This is a genomic window from Rhizobium ecuadorense (assembly GCF_001187535.1).
In the GTDB taxonomy this organism is placed as follows: Bacteria; Pseudomonadota; Alphaproteobacteria; order Rhizobiales; family Rhizobiaceae; genus Rhizobium; species Rhizobium ecuadorense.
The window spans coordinates 14,604-36,558 of the sequence record NZ_LFIO01001255.1 but is presented as its reverse complement, the minus strand read 5'-3'; the positions used below and the strand labels follow the sequence as shown (position 1 = coordinate 36,558).

15 protein-coding genes are annotated in these 21,955 nt (G+C 62.6%); 7 read left to right on the top strand and 8 right to left on the bottom strand.

The annotated features are described in order from the left end of the window. Nucleotides 1-89 precede the first annotated feature (89 nt). Together AF337_RS26025 and AF337_RS26020 are read right to left on the bottom strand one after the other, a co-directional pair. A complete protein-coding gene (locus tag AF337_RS26025; protein WP_049734373.1) occupies nucleotides 90-1,112 on the bottom strand; it encodes an SAM-dependent methyltransferase in 1,023 nt (340 codons plus the stop codon). A 153-nt stretch (nucleotides 1,113-1,265) separates the two neighbouring features. Then, complete coding sequence (locus tag AF337_RS26020; protein WP_049734378.1) at nucleotides 1,266-3,287, bottom strand: beta-N-acetylhexosaminidase; 2,022 nt, start codon at nucleotides 3,285-3,287, stop codon at nucleotides 1,266-1,268. Nucleotides 3,288-3,675: 388 nt separating this feature from the next. On the opposite strand from AF337_RS26020, the gene AF337_RS26015 reads away from it, so the two are divergent. The 4 genes from AF337_RS26015 to AF337_RS26000 all read left to right on the top strand — a co-directional run bounded on the left by AF337_RS26015 (nucleotide 3,676) and on the right by AF337_RS26000 (nucleotide 10,217). Then, on the top strand, nucleotides 3,676-5,217 hold the full coding sequence (locus AF337_RS26015) for a DHA2 family efflux MFS transporter permease subunit (RefSeq protein WP_049734377.1): 1,542 nt from the start codon (nucleotides 3,676-3,678) through the stop codon (nucleotides 5,215-5,217). A 103-nt stretch (nucleotides 5,218-5,320) separates the two neighbouring features. After that, on the top strand, nucleotides 5,321-5,932 hold the full coding sequence (locus AF337_RS26010) for a L,D-transpeptidase (protein ID WP_049734372.1): 612 nt from the start codon (nucleotides 5,321-5,323) through the stop codon (nucleotides 5,930-5,932). Between the two features lie 143 nt (nucleotides 5,933-6,075). After that, nucleotides 6,076-6,684 (top strand): DUF2026 family protein, encoded by a 609-nt coding sequence (locus tag AF337_RS26005; RefSeq protein WP_049734371.1) that lies wholly within the window; start codon nucleotides 6,076-6,078, stop codon nucleotides 6,682-6,684. 251 nt (nucleotides 6,685-6,935) lie between these two features. After that, complete coding sequence (locus AF337_RS26000; RefSeq protein ID WP_049734370.1) at nucleotides 6,936-10,217, top strand: GH36-type glycosyl hydrolase domain-containing protein; 3,282 nt, start codon at nucleotides 6,936-6,938, stop codon at nucleotides 10,215-10,217. A 4-nt stretch (nucleotides 10,218-10,221) separates the two neighbouring features. On the opposite strand, the gene AF337_RS25995 is transcribed toward AF337_RS26000, so the two are convergent. The 5 genes from AF337_RS25995 to AF337_RS25980 all read right to left on the bottom strand — a co-directional run bounded on the left by AF337_RS25995 (nucleotide 10,222) and on the right by AF337_RS25980 (nucleotide 14,605). Beyond that, entirely contained in the window at nucleotides 10,222-10,965 is a 744-nt protein-coding gene (locus AF337_RS25995) for a FadR/GntR family transcriptional regulator (protein WP_049734376.1), read from the bottom strand. A 113-nt stretch (nucleotides 10,966-11,078) separates the two neighbouring features. Continuing rightward, nucleotides 11,079-11,843 carry a 2-dehydro-3-deoxy-D-gluconate 5-dehydrogenase KduD gene (gene kduD, locus AF337_RS25990; protein ID WP_280138870.1) on the bottom strand — a complete coding sequence of 255 codons (765 nt, stop codon included), beginning with the start codon at nucleotides 11,841-11,843 and terminating at the stop codon, nucleotides 11,079-11,081. After that, the gene (gene kduI / locus AF337_RS25985; protein WP_049734369.1) at nucleotides 11,840-12,676 is read right to left on the bottom strand and encodes a 5-dehydro-4-deoxy-D-glucuronate isomerase; all 837 of its coding nucleotides are present in this window, start codon (nucleotides 12,674-12,676) and stop codon (nucleotides 11,840-11,842) included. The genes kduD and kduI overlap by 4 nt, the downstream gene beginning before the upstream one ends. Nucleotides 12,677-13,288: 612 nt before the next feature. Beyond that, entirely contained in the window at nucleotides 13,289-13,435 is a 147-nt protein-coding gene (locus tag AF337_RS40905) for a DUF1127 domain-containing protein (RefSeq protein WP_003594835.1), read from the bottom strand. Between the two features lie 189 nt (nucleotides 13,436-13,624). Continuing rightward, nucleotides 13,625-14,605, bottom strand: a complete 981-nt coding sequence (locus tag AF337_RS25980; protein ID WP_049734368.1) for a 3'-5' exonuclease — start codon at nucleotides 14,603-14,605, stop codon at nucleotides 13,625-13,627. A gap of 115 nt (nucleotides 14,606-14,720) precedes the next feature. On the opposite strand from AF337_RS25980, the gene AF337_RS25975 reads away from it, so the two are divergent. After that, nucleotides 14,721-15,983, top strand: coding sequence for a flavin monoamine oxidase family protein (locus tag AF337_RS25975; protein ID WP_049734367.1), 1,263 nt, complete (start codon nucleotides 14,721-14,723; stop codon nucleotides 15,981-15,983). Between the two features lie 333 nt (nucleotides 15,984-16,316). Then, nucleotides 16,317-17,348 carry an aldo/keto reductase gene (locus AF337_RS25970; protein WP_049734366.1) on the top strand — a complete coding sequence of 344 codons (1,032 nt, stop codon included), beginning with the start codon at nucleotides 16,317-16,319 and terminating at the stop codon, nucleotides 17,346-17,348. Between the two features lie 66 nt (nucleotides 17,349-17,414). On the opposite strand, the gene AF337_RS25965 is transcribed toward AF337_RS25970, so the two are convergent. Beyond that, nucleotides 17,415-19,199 (bottom strand): trimethylamine N-oxide permease, encoded by a 1,785-nt coding sequence (locus AF337_RS25965; protein WP_049734365.1) that lies wholly within the window; start codon nucleotides 19,197-19,199, stop codon nucleotides 17,415-17,417. A gap of 249 nt (nucleotides 19,200-19,448) precedes the next feature. Between AF337_RS25965 and AF337_RS25960 the strand changes: the two genes are divergently transcribed. Beyond that, nucleotides 19,449-21,818, top strand: coding sequence for a trimethylamine N-oxide demethylase (locus AF337_RS25960; RefSeq protein WP_049734364.1), 2,370 nt, complete (start codon nucleotides 19,449-19,451; stop codon nucleotides 21,816-21,818). Nucleotides 21,819-21,955 lie beyond the last annotated feature (137 nt).

Genomic DNA, 21,955 nt, shown 5'->3' with positions numbered 1-21,955 from the left:
ACATCATGCTCTAACCCTTTAATTTAGAACAGGATGATTTTAGGCCGACCGGGCCTAAAATCATCCTGTTCTAGGCGAAGGTCGACCGGCTATTCAAACAGAATGAGGCTTGCCGGCGTCGGCGGCATCGGTTTGACTGTGACGCCGGCAAGGCCGGCCAGTCTTGCCATCTCGGTCAGCTCACTTTGCGTATAAGCGTCGCCCGCCGGCGTGCCGGCGAGCATTTCCCAGGAGAAGGCCGCCGGAAAAGGCGGCGACACGCGATCTTCGTTCGGCACGAAATCGACCGCAACGATCCGGCCATTCTCTGCAAGGCTCGCGATGATCTTTCGCAGCAGCCCTGCGCATGTCGGCAGATCGAAGTGGTGCAGAAAATTTGGCAGCAGGACGAGATCATAATCTCCGCCCCAGTCGACATCGAAGGCACTGCCGGCGATCGTCCGGTATCGGTCAGCCACGCCGGCTGTTTCCGCATTCTGCCGGGACAGCTCCAACACGGCGGCCCAATCGACGGCGACGATCTCCGCCGATGGAAAGGCCTTGGCAATTTCGATCCCGAAAATGCCTGGACCTGCAGCGATGTCCAAAACCTTTTTGGGAGCCCTCGGCCAGCCGGTGATTTCGCCTGCCAGTATTTTGGCGCTGAGCCCGGTAAAGGAGCCCATGCCGCGCGCAAACTTCAACCAGACGGGATTGTCCGGCGACATGTTCGCCAGCCCGGCCGAACCGCCGTTTCGCACGACGGCGGCCGGATCGCGCAGAAAATTATCCAGTATTTCGGGTGCGGCGACGAACTCGACCGCGGAGCCCATATAGGCCGGCGAATTGCGATCGAGGAACATTCTGGTCGCCGGCGTCATCCGGTACTCCCCGCTCTCCTTTGTCAGGAAACCATGGACCACGAGGTAGTCGCACAGGATGCGCACGCCACGCTCCGCAGCACTTGTCGCCGACGCCAGCGATGCTGCCGTCTTGCCCTCGCCGATATGCGTAAACAGTTCGAGCTCGATGGCCGCCCTGATCGCTGCCGTCTTTCGGCAGGCAAACAGGGCATCGACCACGAGGTCGGGCGACACGGCGCCGGCATTGAAGTCCTCGACGATCGTTTCCATGGTATCCCTCTAGAGTCTCGATCGGTCTGCCTGGCAGCGCCGGCCGCAGGGATTATGCGTACATTCGCATCTTCTACAAGACTTACCACGCTAACCCGATCGGGTGCCCCGACGGCCGACCGGGATCGTTCCATCACGGTCGCAATCCTCGCCCTACGACTGTTGCAGCCCGTAAAGCAGCGGCATCAGGCCTGCCAGCGCCTTGAAGCGTTCCCATGACTTGGAGGAGGGCTTCGTCCAACCGGTTTCGGCAAGTCCGGAGAGACGCGGGAATACAAGACGGTCGAACACGGCGCGGTCCGTCATCGGTTCCGACCAGATGCAGGCCTGGATGCCGAGGAGCTTCTGCTTCTGCGCCGCCGTCCAGCCACTGAGCGGATCGAAATTGTAGAGTTTTTCCGCGTCCGAGGTTCCCGCCCAGCTGGCGCCCGGCTCGTCCCAGTCCGGCCGCAGCGCCATGTCGAGGTAATAGACCTGGCCGGGGCAGACGACCATGTCGTAGCCGCGTTCGGCGAGTTCCGCCGAGACCTCGACATTGCGCCAGCTGCAGAGATAGCTCTTCGCTTTGTCGATGACATCGCCGTGCGCCGCCTCTTCCCAGCCGCCGGTGATGCAGCCCTTGCTCGCCAGGAAACGCTGGACGCGCTCCAGGAATTCCGCCTGCAGGATGGCAGCACCCGAGCCGTGGATGTCGTCGGCGCCATGGGTGTTGGTCACGACGTTCAGCCGCTTGGCATGCGCCTCGGCAACCGCGTCGCCGGCAACGCTGCGCAGGCGATCGAGTGCTGCCGGCGAGCCGGACCACGCGCCGAGCGGCACCTCGTCGGCGCCGAGATGGATCACCTTGAACGGAAAGAGCTCGATGAGTTCCGTCAGGATGGTCTCGACGATCTCGTAGGTCTTCTCAAGGGCGGGATTGATGCAGTTGTCGGGAAAGCCCTGAACCGAATAATAGCTGCCGAGTTCGGCCGGATCGCGCAGCTCGGGTATCGCCTGCTGCATGGCGTAGCAATGGCCGGGCATGTCGATCTCCGGCACGATCTCGACGCCGAAGCTCTTTGCCTCGCCGACGATGTCGCGGATGACCGATTTGGGATAATAACCGCCCGTCCGCGCCGGGCTGGAGCCGAGCAACGGCGGCACGGCAAGGCCGTGGCCGCGCCAAGCGCCGATCTCGGTCAGGGCGGGATAGGCGTCGATCTCGACGCGCCAGGCCTCGTCGTCGGAAAGGTGCCAGTGGAAGCGGTTGAGCTTGTTCCAGGCCAGCACCGCGATCAGCTTCTTGACCTCGGCGGCGCCGTAGAACTGGCGGGCGACATCAAGATGCAGGCCGCGCCAGCCCATCGCCGGCTCGTCGACGATCTCGCCGGAGGCCGGAAACTGGAAGACCCCGGGATGCAGCTTGGCGCCGCGCCAGATCTGGCCGAGCGTCACCAGGCCGTAGAGAAAGCCGGTGCGGCTGCTCGCCTCGACCGTCAGCCTCTCCTCGTCGAAGCTCAGCCGATAGGCTTCGGCGCCGAAGCCGGCGGCATCCTTCAGGACGACGGGCACTGCGCCTTCCGCCGCGGTGCGCACAATGCCTTCGACGGCGAACAGATGCTGCACCAGTGCCGCGAAACTTTCAGCCGCCGCCTCCCCTTCGCCGCTCTGCGCCTGCGGCGCAAAACCGGCCGGCAGCGGCCGGCGCGAGGCGACCGCCACCTGGTTCGGCCAGGGAATGATCGACACCTGAACCGGCGCGTTGACGGGAACGGGATAGATCTCGGCGCCGCGTTTCAGACCCGCATTGCTGACCGAAGAGCGCGTCGGCTCGATGCCGAGCACGATGGTGCCGCCATCGGAAAGTGCGAGATAGGCGCTGGTCGCGCCGTCTGTCCAATGGCGGAACTGCCAGCTCAGCGCATAGACTGTTATCGTCCAGGTCTCGCCGGCGGCGAGAACGAAATCGGCCGGCGGCTGGAATTCGGTGAAATTGGAGAGCCGCTGCGAGACCGTCGCACCCTCGACCCGCCCGGCCGGATCGACCCGGCCCGGGCCGCTGATGCAGAGCGAGAAGCCCGAGAGCGGCTCGCTGCCGAGGTTCTTGAGGCGCAGGACATAGGAGAACTCCTTGCCGTCGGCCGGCGGGTTCCAAAGGGTTTCGAGCCGCAGGGCTGTCGGTCGCGGTGTGGACATGGTCGCTTTTTCCTTGAGCGAGCCAGGCGCCCGAGCAGCCTGGAACGGATAGGCGGTTGAAATCAATCAAATTGATTTAATATTGATAGTCAGTTTCCCGCCGATGCGTCAATTGCCGATTTCAAACTTTTTGCAGGCGGGCGGGCGGCTCGTGGCAGGCATCGAGAGGCGCGATTTCATGATGAACAAAAAAATGGGGCCGGGCTCGCCGCGTTAACAATGAAGGTCTGCGCTCCGACACACAGATCAACGATCGAGCCTGGCCTTCCCGGTCGGGCTCGATTCTATTTGGTGACCCTTTCGCCCGGATATGCCGGTTGACATGTCGATCGCTAACATGGTCGGTATTGTCACCGGGCCGGAAAATGCCCGTTCGCGGGATCATCGTATGCTGAAACGACCCGAGCCTGCCCGTCCTGACAAACCGCCCGCTATCGTCTGGCTCGGTTTCCTCGCCATGTGCGTCGGCATGTTCATGGCGATCCTCGACGTTCAGGTGGTGGCGACGTCGTTGCCGACCATCCAGTCGGCGCTGGGTATCGATCCCGACCAGATGAGCTGGATACAGACGGCCTATCTCATCGCCGAAGTGGTGGCGATCCCGCTGACCGGCCTGCTGACGCGGCTGCTTTCGATGCGATGGCTGTTCGTGACCGCCATCAGCCTGTTCGTCGCCGCCTCGGCCGGCTGCGCCGCCAGCAGCAGCTTCGGCGAGCTGGTCGCCTGGCGGGTGCTCCAGGGCTTTTCCGGCGGAACCTTGATCCCCTCGGTGTTTTCGGCCGTCTTCATCCTGTTTCCGAACGAGCGGCAGGCGCTGGCGACGACGATCGCCGGCGTGCTGGCGGTGCTGGCGCCCACCGTCGGGCCGATCGTCGGCGGATGGCTGACCGAGACCTATTCCTGGCACTGGCTGTTCCTGATCAACATCCTGCCGGGCATTGCCTCGGCAATTCTGGCGGCCCGCTTCCTGCCACGGCAGGCGGCCGATTGGTCCGAACTCCGGCATCTCGACGGCCTGTCGCTGCTGCTGATGGCAGCCGCCTTGACGAGCCTGGAACTCAGCCTGAAAGAGGCGCCGACCAGCGGCTGGACTTCGGCCTATGTGCTTGGCCTGCTGGCCGTCTGCCTCATATCGGGCGGCGGTTTCACAGCGCGGACGCTGCGCCGGCGCCGGCCGATTGTCGATCTCGGCAATTTCGCCGACCGGAACTTTCTCGTCGGCTCGACCTTAAGCTTCGTGCTCGGCATCGGCCTGTTCGGCTCGGTCTATCTGATGCCGGTCTTCCTCGCTTTCGTCAGAGGCCACGACGCTCTCGAAATCGGCATGACGATGCTGGTCACCGGCATCGCCCAACTCGTCACCGCGCCGGTCGCGGTTGCGCTGGAGAAGCGCATGGATGCGCGGCTGCTGTCGGCCGCCGGTTTCGCCCTGTTTGCGGTCGGCGTCGGCATGAGCGCCTTTCAGGATCCCCGTTCGGATTACGATGCGATGTTCTGGCCGCAGATCGTGCGCGGCGTCGCCATCATGTTCTGCCTGCTGCCGCCGACGCGGCTGGCGCTTGGCACGCTGCCGGCCGATCGTATTCCCGATGCCAGCGGGCTGTTCAATCTGATGCGCAATCTCGGTGGCGCCATCGGCATCGCCCTGATCGACACCATCATCTACACCCGCTCGGAACCGCTGGGCCAAACCTTCTGGGCGCGCCTTCAGGCCGGTGACGTCGAGGCCGCGGCATTCGTCGGCGCACCGCTTCCGGCCATATCGGGCCATAGCGGCAGCTTCGATGCGGAGACCACGGCGCTGCTCGATCCCTTGGTTCAGACCGCGGCCAGCGTTCAGGCGATCAACGAAGCCTGGATGGTCGTCGCCATCCTCACCGGCTGCGCCCTCGCCTGCGTGCCCTTCGCCAGACGGCCGGCGCCGGGGTGAAGACCGTCGCTGACAATGGCAGGTCACCCCAAATGGGCAATGGTCATAGTGCCGCCACAGAATTCGATCCATTCATGCTTGAGATACAAGCGGATGGCGAAAAATGAGATTGCTGGCTCTTCTTGCTGTGGCCGTTTTGCTGACGGTGGTTCAAGCTCACGCCCAAGTTTATGAATCGTATGATGGATACGACGAATACGGCGGCTACGACTATGATGACCCGTATAGCCCGTATCCCCCTCCGCCTTATTACGACCCCGCCCCTCGAGATCAGGACCCTCTGTATGATCGCAGGGAACCCTCGACACCAAGCGCAAGGGGAACCATCGTGATCGCCACGCGTGAGCACACCCTTGTTTACGTGACGTCATCGGGTGAACAGTTCGCCTACCCAATCGCCGTCGGCCGTGAAGGCAAGCAATGGTACGGATCAACCCGGGTTGTATCCAAGCGAATGCATCCCGAATGGCGGCCAACGGCGAGCATGCGGCAGAAGAACCCAAGGCTGCCAGCGGTCGTGAAGGCTGGCCCTGCCAATCCGCTGGGAACCCGCGCAATTTACCTGGCCGACGGGCTGCTCCGCATCCATGGCACCAACGACCCCGACTCCATCGGAACCAATGCTTCGAGCGGTTGCTTTCGGATGTACCGCGAGGACGTCGAGGAACTTTACGAGATGGTCCAGCCGGGGACCCGAGTGATCGTCCAGCGGTAATCGGCGGGTGCGGTCGCAGCCCCTTTATGCGTTGATTAGGCGACATTCTCGGCTTCGCATACGCGCGCGTTGTGCTACTAGCTGCAGAAATGCGGGCTCTGTCGTCGACAAGCAACCAGTTGAATGAAAACAGGTAAACAGAAATGCTGATCAAGCAAACCGACTATCATCGGATTTATCGCGTTATCAATAGCTTGATCCTGAATGACAACGGAAATCCCGCGCACGCCTGCATGTACTTCGCTACATTCGGCTCGTTCATTCTCGAACGGCACTACAAGGTAAAAGCGACGCCCAAAGGCGGCCTTGCTGCATATAATCTGGATGGGACAATGATCCTGTTTGCCGACCACCGTGAGGATGGTTACGTCACAGGAGCTGGTGAGAATTTCCATTGCTGGGTCGAAGCAGAGGGTTGGGCCATTGATTTCATGGCCCCTGCGTTCTCAGAGACAGCGGCAGGTCTCCAGGTCCCGTCAAAGATGTTTCAACGGCCCTTGTCATCCATGGCGTCCAGCATCAATGATTTGAATCACTCCGGAGACTTCTTCTATTTGTCTGAACCTGCCGCGACCGCCGCTCGTTTTCAGGATTGGCACAAACTTGCGATGATCGGTGATCTTGCAAGTGTCGCAGCAACGTGGTTTCGAAAGACTCCTAAAAATATGGCTGCCGCTATCTCCGTGGACAATCAGTCAGGCAAGACCAGAAGCGTTGCTCTTGTCGGCAATCCGCTTGTCGGCAGTTGGTGAGAGCGACGCGCCACGGCTCGCCGCAAGGGGCACAGGAAGGCACGACCGCGGCAGCGTCCGGCGATCAACGAAGCCTGGATGGTCTGCCGTCCTAACCGGCGGCGCCCTGCTCTGCGTGCCCTTCGCCAAGCGGCCGGCGTCAACGTGACATAGAACGACAAGTTGCCCGACCGACCGGCTGCCGGTAAGATTTCTCTCAATCATTTTGCGTCATCCTCCAGTTCCCTCTGAAGCCAATCGACGAGATCTCAATGGCCCCGGACCTTGACCGCAGTTTTCAAATGCCCCGCCGCGACGAGCTTGGCCTCCTTGCGATCAGCAACGGTTCCGGCCTGTCGATATCGGCGCTGCCGAACGGCACGCTGTTTGCCATCGAATATGCCGACGACAAGGGATCGGTGCAGATCAACCAGATCCAGGGCTCGCCGCTGTCAGGCGGTATCGGCCGGCTTTATCTGCGTATCGGCGGTGCTGCGCCCGATGTCGTCGAAATCGCCGGACCGCGCGCCAATGGCAGCTTCGGACATAACGCCACGAGTTTTTCGTGGAGTGGTAAGGCCGTGGACCTTCACTATAACGTCCGGCTCGAGCTGCACCCCACCGAGACGGCCTGGTTCTGGCGTGTCGCCATCCGGCATCTGAAGGACGGAACGCTGCCGGTCGATCTGGTGCTGATCCAGGACGTGGGTCTCGGCGATCGCGGTTTCCTGATGAACAGCGAGGCCTATGCCTCGCAATATGTCGACCACCATATCGCCGATCACCAGACGTTTGGTCCCGTCGTCATGAACCGGCAAAATCTCAAACAGGGTGGTGGCCGCAATCCCTGGCTGGCGCAGGGTTGCCTCGACGGGGCGGTTGCCTATGCCACGGATGCGATCCAGCTGGTGCAGGCGAAAGACCGTCTCGACGACCGGCTGGTCGGCCGCTTCGGCACCAGCCTGCCGAGCAAACGGCGCCAGCAGGAGACGGCCTGCCCGGCCATCCAGTCGAAATCGCTTTCCGTCACTGCAAGTGGCGCCACCGCGACGTTCTTCGCGCAGTTTGCCGTCGATCATCCCGAGGCGTCGAGCGATGCCGATCTTGAGCGGCTTGGCGGGCTCGCGGCGGCAGACAATGCGATCGATATCGAGGAGACGGCGCCGGTCCGCAGCCTGTTGCAGGACGCTTCACTGTTGGAGGTCGAGCCGCTCGACAAAAAGGCGATCGGCCGGCTCTATCCCCAGCGCAACCTGGAAGAGCGCGTCGGCGGAAAGCTGCTGTCGTTCTTCGTGCCGGATGGCGTTCTGAACCGTCACGTCGTCCTGCGCGACAAGGAACTTTTGGTGGCGCGCCGCCACGGTGCGATCGTCAGAAGTGGCCAGAATATGCTGCTCGACGATTCCACCCTTGCCGCCACCTGCTGGATGCAGGGCATCTTCGCCGCGCAGCTGACGATCGGCAACACGTCGTTTCACAAGCTGTTTTCCGTCTCCCGCGATCCCTACAACCTGACGCGGGCCAGCGGGCTGCGCATCATGGCGGATGTCGGCGCCGGCTGGCAGCTGCTGGCGGTGCCGTCGGCGTTCGAAATGGGGCTCAGCGACTGCCGCTGGATCTACAAGTGCGCCGACCGCACCATCATTGTAACGGCGGTCGCCTCCGGCGAAGATGCGGCGATGCAGTGGGCCGTGTCGGTCGAGGGCAAGCCGTGCCGCTTCCTGGTGTTCGGCCATGTCGTGCTCGGCGAGCGTGAATATGACGCCGGCGGCCAGATCGAATTCGATACGGCGCGCAAGCGCATCTCTTTCCGGCCGGATCCGGCCTGGCTCTGGGGCGAGCGCTATCCCGAGGCCGCCTATTGGCTGGTGAGTTCGACGCCCGATGCCATCGAGGAGATCGGCGGCGACGAACTGCTTTATAGCGATGGGATGCCACGCCACGGCACTTTCATCGCGCTGCGCTCGCGGCCGACACAGGCGCTCTCATTCGCCGTCGTCGGCTCGATGACCGATACTGAAGACGCCGAGCGGCTGGCTGAGCGGTATCAGGCCGGCGTCACCGATGAGGCGATGCTGGCGCCGGCCTCGACATTCTGGCGCAACGCCGTGCGCGGTGTGACGATCGCCAGCACGGCACCCGACCTTGCCGCGCAGGTGACCCTGCTGCCCTGGCTGGCGCATGACGCCATCGTGCATGTGAGCGTGCCGCACGGTCTCGAGCAATATACCGGTGCCGCCTGGGGCACGCGCGACGCCTGCCAGGGCCCGATCGAGTTCCTGCTCGCCTACGAGCATGATCGCGAAGCCAAAGAGGTGGTCAAAACCGTCTTCAGCGAACAATACCTTGAGAAAGGCGACTGGCCGCAATGGTTCATGCTGGAGCCCTATGCCAATATCAGGGCGGGTGACAGCCACGGCGATATCGTCGTCTGGCCGCTGAAGGCGCTCTGCGACTATATCGAAGCGACGGGCGATCTCGCCATTCTCGATGAGAAAGTCTCCTGGCGCGACGAAAAGACCATGCAGAAGGCGGCCCAAACCGACACCATCGCGATCCATGTCGAAAAACTGCTCGCTACGGTCCGCGAAGCTTTCATCCCGGGAACGCATCTGATCCGCTATGGCGAGGGAGATTGGAACGATTCCCTGCAGCCGGCCGATCCGCATCTGCGCGACTGGATGGTCAGCAGCTGGACCGTCGCCCTGCTCTACGAGCAGATCGTCCGTTATTCCGCCATCCTGCGCCGTATCGCTCATGGGGAAAAGGCCAAAGCGCTGCGAAAGGTTGCAACGGCGATGCGGCGGGATTTCAACCGCCATCTGATGCGGGACGGCATCGTTGCCGGCTACGGCATTTTCGATCCCGCCCATGCCGGCGTCGAATTGCTGCTGCATCCGAGCGATAAGCGCACCGGCCTCTCCTACTCGCTGATCTCGATGACGCAGGCAATGCTTGGCGGGCTGTTCACGCCGGACCAGAGACGCGCACATATGACGCTGATCGAGGAGCATCTGCTCTTCCCCGACGGCGTGCGGTTGATGGAGAAACCCGCGACCTATGCCGGCGGGCCGGAGACGCTGTTTCGCCGCGCCGAATCCTCGTCCTTCGTCGGTCGCGAGATCGGGCTGATGTATGTGCATGCGCATCTGCGCTATTGCGAAACGCTGGCAATGGACGCCGAAGCCGACGACCTCTGGAAAGCGATTTCAGTCGTCAACCCGATCGCCGTCGCCACGGTCCTGCCGCATGCCTCGCTGCGCCAGCGCAACGCCTATTTCAGTAGCAGCGATGCGGCCTTCCATGACCGCTATCAGGCGGCGGCGCAATGGGGGCGGGTCAAGGCGGGAGAGATCGCCGTTGACGGCGGATGGCGCATTTATTCCAGCGGCCCCGGGCTCTACACCAGGAGCGTGGTCGAAAATATCCTCGGCTTCAAACGGCGCTTCGGCCGGCGCAGACGCAAACCGCTGCTGCCCGAGGCTCACGCTTCCGTCGAGCTGCAGACGGATCACGCCGCCTGGCGGCGGCTGATGAAGAAATCCGAGGTGTAACAGTTCAGGAAGAAGTGCTGGCGTCGCGCAACTCTTCAAAGCGCGCAGCACTCTTCGACAGGTGCGTTCGGATGGCGCGGCGGGCGGCGGCTTCTTCGCCGTCGCGGATCGCCGTGAATATCGCATGGTGCTCCCGGCGCATGCGGGCCGCATGGCGCTTGCGCTCCGCCACCGTCATCTTGTCCAGGCGCGCCCATTGCCGCGGCACCATGATGTCGCCGAACGTATCGAAGAGGCGGCCGTAATAGGAATTCTGCGTCGCGACCAGGATCGACCGGTGGAAGGCGTAATCCTCCTGCGCGCCGTATCCGCCCTCCTCAAGCGCCTTGTCGAGCGCATCGAGCCGAGCCTGCATGCGGCCGAGATCTTCGGGCGTGCGCCGTAGCGCGGCAAGACCGGCGGCTTCGTATTCGACCCCCATGCGCAGCTCCAGCACGCGCAGGACCTCGTCGATCGACTGCAGGTCGTTGGGAATGATCGAGAAGGATCGCGGGTTGGGATCGTTCGAAACGAAAGCCCCGAGCCCTTGCCGGGTGGTGATCAGCCCCTTGGCGCGCAGTGTGGCGAGCGCTTCGCGAACGATCGTCCGGCTGACGCCGGTCGCCCTCATGATCGCCTGTTCGGTCGGCAGGCGCTGGCCGGGCTTGAGATCGCCGGATTCGATCTGCGCCATCAGCATATCGGCAAGGCCGCTGCGCAGGTTCGGCAGTTGCCGAGTGGTGGTGACCGTCTTGTCCCTGTCCGTCATCGCCTGTCGATCCTGCCCCCGATGCGGCCGCGCCAGCCTCATTTCCTTTTGCTAACGCATGCCGGCAGGAAAGGCAAAATGACGTCGGTCACCGCAGCTCCTGATGATGCGGATCACCGCGCCAGCCAACCGCCATCGACGGGGAGCACCGTTCCGTGCACGTAGTCGGAGGCCGAGGATGCCAGGAACACGGCGGCACCGCCGAGTTCGGCAGGTGTTCCCCAGCGCCCGGCGGGAATGCGGGAAAGAATGGCGGCGTTGCGGTCGGCATCCTCGCGCAGCGCCGTGGTGTTGTTGGTGACGAAATAACCCGGCGCGATGGCGTTGACGTTGACGCCCTTGCCGGCCCATTCGCAGGCCAGCAGCTTGGTCAGTCCGGCAAGGCCGCTTTTCGAGGCGGTATAGGAGGGGATGCGGATGCCGCCCTGGAAGGAGAGCAGCGAGGCGATGTTGATGATCTTGCCCCTGCCCTTTTCGACCATGTGGCGGCCGGCCGCCTGCGACAGGAAGAAGGCCGTCTTCAGGTTGACGTCGATCACCGCATCCCAGTCTTCCTCGGTGAAATCGAGCGCATCGGCGCGGCGGATGATGCCGGCATTGTTGACGAGGATGTCGAGGCTGCCGAAGGTCTGGATGGCCTCGGCGACAATCCCCTTGACCGGTTCGATGGTGCCGAGATCGGCCTTGATGACATGGAAACGGCTGCCCGCCTGCTTCACCAGCGCCTCGGTTTCGTCCATCGAGGAACGGCCGACGGCGACGATCGAGGCGCCGGCCTCGGCCAGCGCTGCCGCGATGGCCTGGCCGATGCCGGTATTGGCGCCGGTGACGACGGCAGTCCTGCCTGTGAGGTCGAAGGGATTGGCCACGGCGCTCACCTCAGATCCGCAATGGCGATGTGATCCATGTCGGTGAAGCTCTTATTGTCGCCGGCCATCGCCCAGATGAAGCTGTAATTCTTGGTGCCGGCACCGGAATGGATCGACCAGGGCGGCGAGATGACCGCCTGTTCATTGGCGACCAGCATATGCCGGGTCTGCTGCGGCTCGCCCATGAAGTGGAAGACGCGCTGCTCGGCTTCGAGATCGAAATAGAGATAGGCTTCCATGCGCCGGTCATGCGTATGGGCCGGCATGGTGTTCCAGACGCTGCCCGCTTCGATCATGGTGAAGCCGAGGGTCAGCTGGCAGGACTGGCAAACCTCAGGATGAATGAACTGGTAGATCGACCGTTTGTTGGCCGTCGCGGCTTCACCTGGCGTCAGGTGGCGGGCCTTTTCGCGGGTGAGCAATACTGTCGGATGCGTCTGATGCGCCGGCGTCGAGACCAGATAGAATTTGGCCGGATTGGCGGCATCCGCGCTCTCGAACCGGATGTCCTTGGCACCCTTGCCGACATAGAGGCAATCATATTTGGCGAGATCGTAGCTCGTGCCGTCGACGCTGATGCGGCCGGCGCCGCCGATGTTGAGCGCACCGAGTTCACGCTCGGCGAGGAAGGTTTCCTGGCCGATCGCCGTCGGCGCCGTCAGTGGCAGTCCATCGGCCAGCGGTGTGGCGCCGCCGATCACCATGCGGTCGTAATGGGAATAAGTCAGCCGGATCTCGCCGCCCGCAAAGACGGTTTCCACCAGAAAGTGACGCCGCAGCGTCTCGGTGTCGTAGTTGCGCACGGCCTCGGGATGGGAGGCATGCCTCACGTCGATCTGCATGTCAAAATTCCTTCAGTTTCGTTGTCGTCAAGCGTCGTGCTTGAGCGAAGCCGGATCCGTTCGTCGACCTTTTCGCTCGGCAGTGAACCGAATGGTTACATAGTTGTACGACAAGTTCGAAGTCAATACGTTTCTGCCGGGCGCGCTCGCGGCAGGGCGCGACCCCGGAAATCGGGAATAAAATCAAGAATAAGCGATAAAAATTGTCATCTCTAACGAGAGATCGCGAAGGTCGTTCTCGACCCGACCGGCATTCGATCGGCCAAAAACGAAAAAGCCTGCCGCGGGAGGAGGTGCGGCAGGCTTTCGAAAAAAACCGAACGACAGCTGGGAGGAGGAGTGCTGTCGTTCCCGCAGACGACCCTGGGAGGAGGATGGGGCGCCTGCATATCGAAGGGATGCGGGAGGAGGTGCATCGCTTCGATAGAAATAATCATACTTATTTCTTGCTCAGTTGGTAGGCATTTCTTTGCAGGGCAGCTATGCGTTATGCGAAAAGCGGGCGGCTCGATCACGTGGTCCCGACCGGCATGAAGCACAAAAGCAAAGCGCCCGCTTCTGGAGAAAGCAGGCGCCGGCCGAACTCTTAATAAATGCTTAGTCTACAGGCCGTTAGCGGGCGATGGCAGCGCGAGCGACGTTGCGGATGTCGCCGCGGCCGATGCCGAGGTCGTCCAGTTCGCGCGCGGACATACGGCCCAGTTCAGCGACCGTCTGACGGTACTTGCGCCAGTTGTTAAAAGAGCGTGCTACGTTCATGATGATCCCCTTTCCGTGGGCTTTCGAAGCCTAGCTGCCAGTCCTTGGCGCTTCGTTCGCTTCGATGAGAGGTATATAGTACGAGCCGTTCGATAGTTGCAGCGCCAATGCATCACTGCACCTATGCGACGCTTGCATGGGTCGTCATATTCGCGGCGTATTTCGATCGGGATCCGAACCGCTTCGCGATCAGAGTTTGAAGCGATCGAAGGCCGTCAGCCGCACGATCGGCGGCTCCGCCTCTTTCCACCGGTAAATTTCCGAGCGCAGATAGGACAGTTCGTCGTCGAGACCGTCTTCGCCGACTTCGATCCACCAGGACTTCAATCGGCCGTCGCTTCCATCCGACCAGCGATAACCCCTCGCCTTCAGATGGTCTTTCATCTCGAACGGGCTGTGTTCGGCAAAGATGCGGATGCGCGAGCGCTGGCTGGCGCGGTAAAGCTCGGCAAACGGGCTTTCACCGTCGCCCTGCTCCCGATCGAGGATTTCCAGCAGCGCGTGGCAGTCATCCACCGCGCGATGGCCGTCATGGAAATAACCGGCCTGGCCGACGAGATAGCCGAGCTTGGTGCCTTCGAAACCGCGAGCGCTCCAATCGATCTCCGAAACCGAGCACGCCCAGGCCTTGCCGGCGAAAATCCTCGAGAAGGCTTCGCAGAACGGCCGGTCGAAGCCGGCATTGTGGGCGATGATCAGATCGGCCGGCTCGATCAGGGCGCTCAACGACCTGATGTCGATGAGCTGGCCTTCGACCATCGCATCGGTGATGCCGGTCAGCCGGGTAATCTCCGGCGGTATCGGCCGCGACGGCTGCTGCAGGCCGCCATAGATGCCGACGATATCGCCGATCGCGCCGTCATCGTCGAATGTGAAGGCGACGGCGCCGATTTCGATGATCTCGTCGCTGCGGTGATTGAGACCGGTCGTCTCCGTGTCGAGAATGACGCCGAGCCGCGAAAATTCCGGCCGTCTGACCGTTGCGACCGGCCGGGCGGTCAGTTTCCGCAGAATGCGGTAGTTGCCGCTCTCTTCAAGCGTGCGCGCCATGTCCTCATCGGAACTGGCGGCCGGCTGCGACGACGGCCGGCGCGAGGGAGCGCGGGCCTTCGTCACCTGCGGCGACGGCTTGGCAAACATGTCGAGTTGCGAATCTCTCTGCACGCTCATCGGACCTGTATGTCACGCAGACGCGGTTTAATCCATCGCGCGCGGCGCTATCCCCAGCCCTTGCCTTTCATGGAGATGAAAGCTTAGCTGAGTGCGAGCAGCCAAAGGAAAAGCCATGCCCGGTGACAATGGTAAGGGTGTCGAACAGGACGTCGTCATCATCGGCGCCGGCGCCGCCGGCATTGCCGCCGCTCGACACCTGCAGACGATCCGCCCGGATCTTGCGATCCTGCTGCTGGAGGCCGGTGACCGGCTCGGCGGCAGGGCATGGACGGTCGGACTGCCTGGCGATATCGCGCTCGACCTCGGCTGCGGCTGGCTGCATGGGGCGCGGACCAATGCCTGGACTGGTCTTGCCGGCGAGGTTGGGTTGACGGTCGACCGCACCCCGGCGCCCTGGAACGGCGGTCGGCGGCTGCAGCGCGACGATGCGGAAACCCACGCCGCGCAACAGGCGATCGGCGCCTACTTCGAACGGCTCGACAGTCATGAGGGCGATGACACCGATCTGGCAGCGATGCTCGAACCCGGCAATTCCTGGAACGGCCAGATCCGGGCGATCGGCACCTATATCACCGGCGCCGAACTGGAACGCTCGTCGGTCGTCGACTACAACAGATATGACCCGGGCCCCGGCCCCGATTGGCGGGTACGCGAGGGCTATGGAACATTGATCTCCCGTTACGGCAGGCCGGTTCCGGCAAGGCTCGGCGTCGAGGTGACGCGCATAAATCACCGCCATGCCGGCCGTATCGACCTAGAGACGAACCAGGGTGGGATCAGCGCCCGTGCGGTGCTGGTGACTGTTTCCACGAATGTGCTTGCCGCCGGCAGGATCGCCTTCGACCCTCCCTTGCCTGAGAAGATCGAGGCGGCGGCGCGCCTGCCGCTCGGGCTTGCCGACAAGCTCTTCCTCGGGCTTGCGACACCGGAGGCGCTGCCGGCCGATACCCATATGCTCGGCTCCACCAGCCGTGCTGCCACCGGCACCTATCAGCTCCGGCCGCTCGGCGCTCCGGTTGTCGAGGCCTATTTTGCCGGCGACCTCGCCCATGATCTGGAGCGGGAGGGAAAAGAGGCCGCCTTGGCCTTCGCGGGGGATGAACTGGCGGCACAATTCGGCGCCGATATCCGCACGCAATTGTCGGTGGCAGCGATCTCGGCCTGGGCGGCTGCCCCCCATATCGGCGGCTCCTATTCCTACGCCGAGCCGGGCGCCTCCGATCTGCGCGGAGTCCTCGCAGCACCGCATGATGAACGGATCTTTTTTGCCGGCGAAGCCTGTTCGCGTTCGCGTTATTCGACGGCGCACGGCGCCTACGAGACCGGCGTCGCCGCAGCCGATCTGATCACCGGCTCTCTTTCGAAAAATCAGTAGCTGCCACCGACTGCGCGGCAGGCGGGAATAATTTTTCCCACTTGTGGCACCGGCGGGATTGGCTATGCTGCCCCAGCCCCTGCGCCAGATTGAGCCCAGGGCGCTAGACGTCATCTGGCGGCAAGCGGCCGCCCGGAGCATGATGCCGAAAAGTGTGAGCGGTTTTCGGACGACATCATGCTCTCTCTCTAATTCAGAACAGGATTCAGATTTTAGGCCGAACGGCCTCAAATCATCCTGTTCTGGCTCGATATTGTCATTGATTGCGGGAGCCCCGGCTTCTACCCCGGCGGTTTTGCACGTCGGCTGCGGGTCTCCGCATGAGGAGGAAAAATGGATTATCGCAAGCTCGGTCCCAGCGGGACCGTCGTCACCGCCTATTGCCTGGGCACAATGACCTTCGGTGCGGAGGCTGACGAGGCGGCCTCGCACAAGCTGCTCGACGATTATTTCGCCTGGGGCGGCAATTTCATCGATACCGCCGATGTCTACAGCGCCGGCAAGTCCGAGGAGATCATCGGACGCTGGCTGAAGGCCCGCCCGAGCGAAGCCCGCCGGGCGATCGTCGCCACCAAGGGCCGTTTTCCGATGGGCGACGGACCGAACGATATCGGTCTGTCGCGCCGGCATCTCGGCCAGGCGCTGGACGATTCTCTGCGCCGCCTCGGGCTCGAGCAGATCGATCTCTACCAGATGCATGCCTGGGACGCGCTGACGCCGATCGAAGAGACGCTGCGCTTCCTCGACGATGCGGTTTCCTCAGGCAAGATCGGCTATTACGGCTTCTCCAACTATGTCGGCTGGCATATCGCCAAGGCCTCGGAGATCGCCAAGGCGCGCGGTTATACGCGTCCGGTGACGCTGCAGCCGCAATATAACCTGCTGGTGCGCGACATCGAGCTCGAAATCGTCGCCGCCTGCCAGGATGCCGGCATGGGCCTGTTGCCTTGGTCGCCGCTTGGCGGCGGCTGGCTGACCGGCAAATACAAGCGCGACGAGATGCCGACCGGCGCCACCCGCCTCGGCGAAAATCCCAATCGCGGCGGCGAATCCTATGCGCCGCGCAATGCGATGGAACGGACCTGGGCGATCATCGGCGTTGTCGAGGAGATCGCCAGGGCGCATGGCGTCAGCATGGCGCAGGTGGCGCTCGGCTGGACGGCGGCGCAGCCGGCGATCACCTCGGTCATCCTCGGCGCCCGCACGCCGGAACAACTGGCCGACAATCTCGGCGCCATGAAGCTGAAACTCACAGACGAAGACATGGCGAGACTGAACGAGGTCAGCGCCCCTCAGCCTTTCGACTATCCCTACGGCAAGGGCGGCATCAACCAGCGCCACCGCAAGATCGAGGGCGGCCGCTGAGCTTCGCCCACAAATGCAAAAAGCCGCCATGTTTTTTCATGGCGGCTTTTCTGCTTGGGAGGCATTTTAAGCCGGAAGCTGGAAGATCACGTTGGCGATCAGAACGATCGCCAGACCGGCGGCGAGCGCGAGATAGGGCAGAATGCCGGCCTTCCTGACGCCGAGATCCTGGCCGATGAGGCCGAGATCTTCCATCGCACCTGCCGGGAATTTGCCGCCGTCGCGCACATAGTGGCGGTAGGCAAAGACCGGCAGGATCAGGGCGGCGAAGATGAAGCCGACCCAGAGCGCATTGGAATAACCCCAGACCTTGGCGCCGGCGCCGAGGAACAGCGCGTTGACGAAGGCAAGCACGGTGTTGAGGCCGATCAGCCAGGTCGGCGCCTTCCAGGGGCGTTCGATATGGCCGGAATCCATCCGGTGGATCCAGCCGGAGTTGAGGTTCAGGAAGTTGAAGATGATGTAGCCGACATTCGAGACGGCCAGCACGAAGAAGTAACCGCCGGTATCCGAGGCGATGGCCAGCAGGAAGAGGTTGAAGGCGAAATCGGTCCACATGGCCCGTGTCGGCGCGCCGTTTTCGTTGACGTGGTCGAGATATTTCGGCAGCCAGCCGTCCTTCGAGCCCTGGTAGAGCGTGCGCGAGGAACCGGCCATCGCCGTCATGATGGCGAGGAAGAGCGCCATGATCATCAACACGACGAGCAATTGGGTGATCACCCGACCGGCGCCGATCAGGCCGCCGAGCGCTTCGGCAACGCCGGTGCCGTCGACAATGCCGGGCGCGAGCATGCCCGCATGACCGAGAACGCCCTGGAAGGCGAAGGGCACCAGGAAGAAGAACAGGCAGCAGGCAAGGCCGGAATAGAAGATCGCCTTGAAGGTGTCGGTTTTCGGATTCTTGAGTTCGCGGGTGTAGCAGACGGCCGTCTCGAAGCCGTAGGTCGACCAGGCGGCGATATAGAGTCCGCCGAGGAAGAGCGTCCAGCCGCCGTTGCTCCAGGTGCCGTCGGCGCCGGAATAGGCGGCCGTCGGCGGCACCAGGCCGGTGACGTTGGCGGCAAGGATATGGCCGCTGACGATCGGGTAGAGGCCGATGATCAGCAGCGGCACGAGCACGATGATCGCCAGCCACTTTTGCACGCTGGCGGTTTCCGAGATGCCCCGATGCTGGATCGCGAAGATGATCAGCATCAGGATGCCGCCGATGAAGAAGGTCGCATTGACGTTGGCGGTGGCGAGGAAGGGAATGCTGAAGCTGACGAGCGACCAGCTGCGGATCCACGGTGTCAGCGCGGCGATGCCGTCGGTACTCAGCAACGCCTTGACCGCGTCATCAGGCGTTGTGCCGGCATGGGCGGCAATATATTCGGCGACGCGGGGGCTATCGGCCGTGATGGAAGCGGCATGGGCAGAGATCCAGTCGAGGACCATCTGCGAATCCGCCGCCGGGATGGGGAAGAATGAATTGAGGATATAACCGGCGGCGATGGCGCAGCCGAGCGACAGCACGGGCGACCAGGCAAACCAGTTGCACCAGACCGACAGCGGCGCGATGAACTTCGAATACCGCAGCCAGGCAGTGGCGCCATAGACCGAGGCGCCGCCGGATTTGTTGGCGAACATGCCGGCGATTTCGGCGTAGGTGAAGGATTGCAGGAAACCCATCACCATCGAAATGATCCAGACGACGAAGGCGAGCTTGCCCGTCGTGCCTGCAATGCCGCCGATGGAGAAGAGAACGAGCGGTGGCACGCCCGCCGCCACCCAGAATGCGCCCTTCCAGTCGAGCGCGCGTACAAGCTTACCTTCGGTGCCGGATGGAATCCCGGCCTCCACAACGTCTGTCATCGGTGAAATTCCCCATTCGATTGTTCCGGACGTATCTCTGTACGTCTCCCTGAACGTGTCTCCCTGACAGTCTCAAGCCAGCCCGGATGATTTTGGCGATCCGTGTCCCGACGGATTCCCCGAGTCTCAACTCTTTATGCATAGTGAAGATATTTTCTTTTTAGTCAACGCGACTTTACTTTCGCGGGCCATTTTGTAACCTGTATGAGTGGGTGCCCGAGGGCATGCCGATCCTCCCATGAGGGCAGAATGCGAGAACTTCATCCTGCTATGACGGGTCTGCGGCCGGCGGTCGCGAGCCTTGTGCGTTATCCCGGCATTCCCACCTTGCCGGAGGGAACGGAGCGCTACAGGGCAAAGGGCGGCGGATCGGTCGTGGTGCGCGTCGAGATGGGCGATTGCGTCAGCGTCATCGATAGCGAGGGCGGGCAGGTTTGCGAGATCTCCTTCCTCGACGAAAAGGGGCGCTTCCTGGCGGCCGGTCTTGGAGCGGCATTCAGCAATTCGGCCGATGGGTTAAAGGCCATTCTTCAAGAAGAGGATGAGAGTGCAGCCCGCACGCGCGTAGCGCTTGAGCGGCGCGGCGCCGATCTTGCTGCAGCCGGAGCGCTCAGCATTTTCGGGACGGGATCGAGCCCGGGCAGCCGGGCGGATTTCACTGTTACCATGAAGGGCCTGCTGATCGTCGCGGCACCGGCCGCCGCCATGTCGCCGGAGGCGCAGGATACGGCGACGCCGATCGAGGTCAGGATCAAGCGCAGCCTGCTGATCCGCGATTATGCCTCCGTCCTGCCGGAACCGGCCGCCGATCCCATCGAGGATATCCGCATCCGGGCAGCGACTGCCGCAGCCTATTTCGTTCGCGCCGGCGAATTCATCCAGATCATCGACGTCTACGGACGCCAGTGCACCGATTTTCAGGCTTTCGCCGCCCGCAAGGTCGACAAAGGCCTCGATCTGGCGCTGGATTCGACGGTCACCCGCACGCTGCTCGGCCGCAGCTATCCGATGCCGGGCTTGCCTTCCAAGGCCTTCGACCGCGACTTCGAGCCGCTGGTCGAGATCGTCCAGGATACGGTCGGGCGCCACGACGCTTTCGCGACCGCTTGCAATTCACGTTATTACGACGACATGGGTTATCCCGGCCATGTCAACTGCACGGATAATTTCAACGCGGCGCTGGCGCCTTACGGCATTGCCGGCCGCAAGGGTTGGGAAGCGCTGAACTATTTCTACAACACCAATATCGACCACAACAACCAGCTCTATCTCGACGAGCCCTGGTCGCGCCCCGGCGATTACGTGCTGATGCGGGCGATGACCGACCTCGTCTGTGTCTCCTCGTCCTGTCCCGACGATATCGACGCGGCCAACGGCTGGGATCCGACGGATATCCACGTCCGCACCTTTTCCGGAAAAGAGAAATTCTCACGAGCGGTGGCCTATCGCATGACCCCAGATGCCGACGCTGAACTGACGCGGGAAACCGCATTCCATCCTCGTCTCTCCGCGTTAACGCGGGACTACGCCGAATATCGCGGCTACTGGCTGCCGAACCGCTTTTCCGCCGAAGGGCCGGTCGAGGAGTATTGGGCCTGCCGCGAGCGCGCCGCCGTCATCGACCTCTCGCCTTTGCGGAAATTCGAGGTGACGGGGCCGGATGCCGAGCAGCTCCTGCAATACTGCCTGACACGCGACATCCGCAAACTGTCGACCGGCCATGTCGTCTATTCCGCCATGTGTTACGAAAACGGCGGCATGATCGACGACGGCACGCTCTTCCGGCTCGGCGACCAGAACTTTCGCTGGATCGGCGGCGATGACTTCAGTGGCCTGTGGCTGCGTCAGCAGGCTGAGAAGAAGGGCTTCAAGGCCTGGGTTCGCTCGTCGACCGATCAGATGCACAATATCGCCCTGCAGGGCCCGAAGAGCCGCGATATCCTGAGAGAGATCATCTGGACGGCGCCGCGCCAGCCCACGATCGGCGAACTCGAATGGTTCCGCTTCACCATCGGCCGCATCGGTGGCTTCGAGGGCGCCCCCGTCGTCGTCTCGCGCACGGGTTATACCGGCGAGCTCGGTTACGAAATCTTCTGTCATCCGAAGGATGCGCTGACGGTGTTCGACGCGGTCTGGGAGGCAGGGCAGCCGCACGGGTTGAAGCCGATGGGGCTCGAAGCGCTCGACATGGTCCGCATCGAGGCGGGTCTGATTTTTGCCCATCACGAATTCACCGACCAGACGGACCCGTTCGAGGCCGGCATCGGCTTCACCGTGCCGCTGAAATCCAAGCAGGACGAATTTATCGGCCGCGAAGCGCTGATCCGGCGCAAGGAGCATCCGCGCCATCTGCTCGTCGGCCTCGACGTCAAGGCCAATGAGGCGGTCGGCCACGGCGATTGCGTCCATATCGGCCGGGCCCAGGTGGGCGTCGTCACCAGCGCCACCCGCTCGCCGATCCTCGGCAAGACGATCGCGCTCGCCCGCATCGACGTGATGCATGCAACTCCCGGCACCGAGGTCGAAATCGGCAAGCTCGACGGCCACCAGAAACGCCTGCCGGCGACAATCGTGCCGTTGTCGCACTACGACCCGCAGAAGACGCGGCCGCGCTCTTAACGCATGCGTTCAAGGCCTGGTGACGCAGATCGGTTCGGCGTCACCGATGATGGGTCACGCACTGCGGCAATGTGTAAAATTGTTGAGATGCAACCATTTGGAGAGGTTAAGTCTTCAAAGAACTAAAAGTTGACAAA

Coding starts and splice junctions, on each gene's coding strand:
- AF337_RS26025 (WP_049734373.1), bottom strand. CDS start 1,112: ATGGAAACGATCGTCGAGGACTTCAATGCCGGCGCCGTGTCGCCCGAC.
- AF337_RS26020 (WP_049734378.1), bottom strand. CDS start 3,287: ATGTCCACACCGCGACCGACAGCCCTGCGGCTCGAAACCCTTTGGAAC.
- AF337_RS26015 (WP_049734377.1), top strand. CDS start 3,676: ATGCTGAAACGACCCGAGCCTGCCCGTCCTGACAAACCGCCCGCTATC.
- AF337_RS26010 (WP_049734372.1), top strand. CDS start 5,321: ATGAGATTGCTGGCTCTTCTTGCTGTGGCCGTTTTGCTGACGGTGGTT.
- AF337_RS26005 (WP_049734371.1), top strand. CDS start 6,076: ATGCTGATCAAGCAAACCGACTATCATCGGATTTATCGCGTTATCAAT.
- AF337_RS26000 (WP_049734370.1), top strand. CDS start 6,936: ATGGCCCCGGACCTTGACCGCAGTTTTCAAATGCCCCGCCGCGACGAG.
- AF337_RS25995 (WP_049734376.1), bottom strand. CDS start 10,965: ATGACGGACAGGGACAAGACGGTCACCACCACTCGGCAACTGCCGAAC.
- kduI (WP_049734369.1), bottom strand. CDS start 12,676: ATGCAGATCGACGTGAGGCATGCCTCCCATCCCGAGGCCGTGCGCAAC.
- AF337_RS40905 (WP_003594835.1), bottom strand. CDS start 13,435: ATGAACGTAGCACGCTCTTTTAACAACTGGCGCAAGTACCGTCAGACG.
- AF337_RS25980 (WP_049734368.1), bottom strand. CDS start 14,605: ATGAGCGTGCAGAGAGATTCGCAACTCGACATGTTTGCCAAGCCGTCG.
- AF337_RS25975 (WP_049734367.1), top strand. CDS start 14,721: ATGCCCGGTGACAATGGTAAGGGTGTCGAACAGGACGTCGTCATCATC.
- AF337_RS25970 (WP_049734366.1), top strand. CDS start 16,317: ATGGATTATCGCAAGCTCGGTCCCAGCGGGACCGTCGTCACCGCCTAT.
- AF337_RS25965 (WP_049734365.1), bottom strand. CDS start 19,199: ATGACAGACGTTGTGGAGGCCGGGATTCCATCCGGCACCGAAGGTAAG.
- AF337_RS25960 (WP_049734364.1), top strand. CDS start 19,449: ATGCGAGAACTTCATCCTGCTATGACGGGTCTGCGGCCGGCGGTCGCG.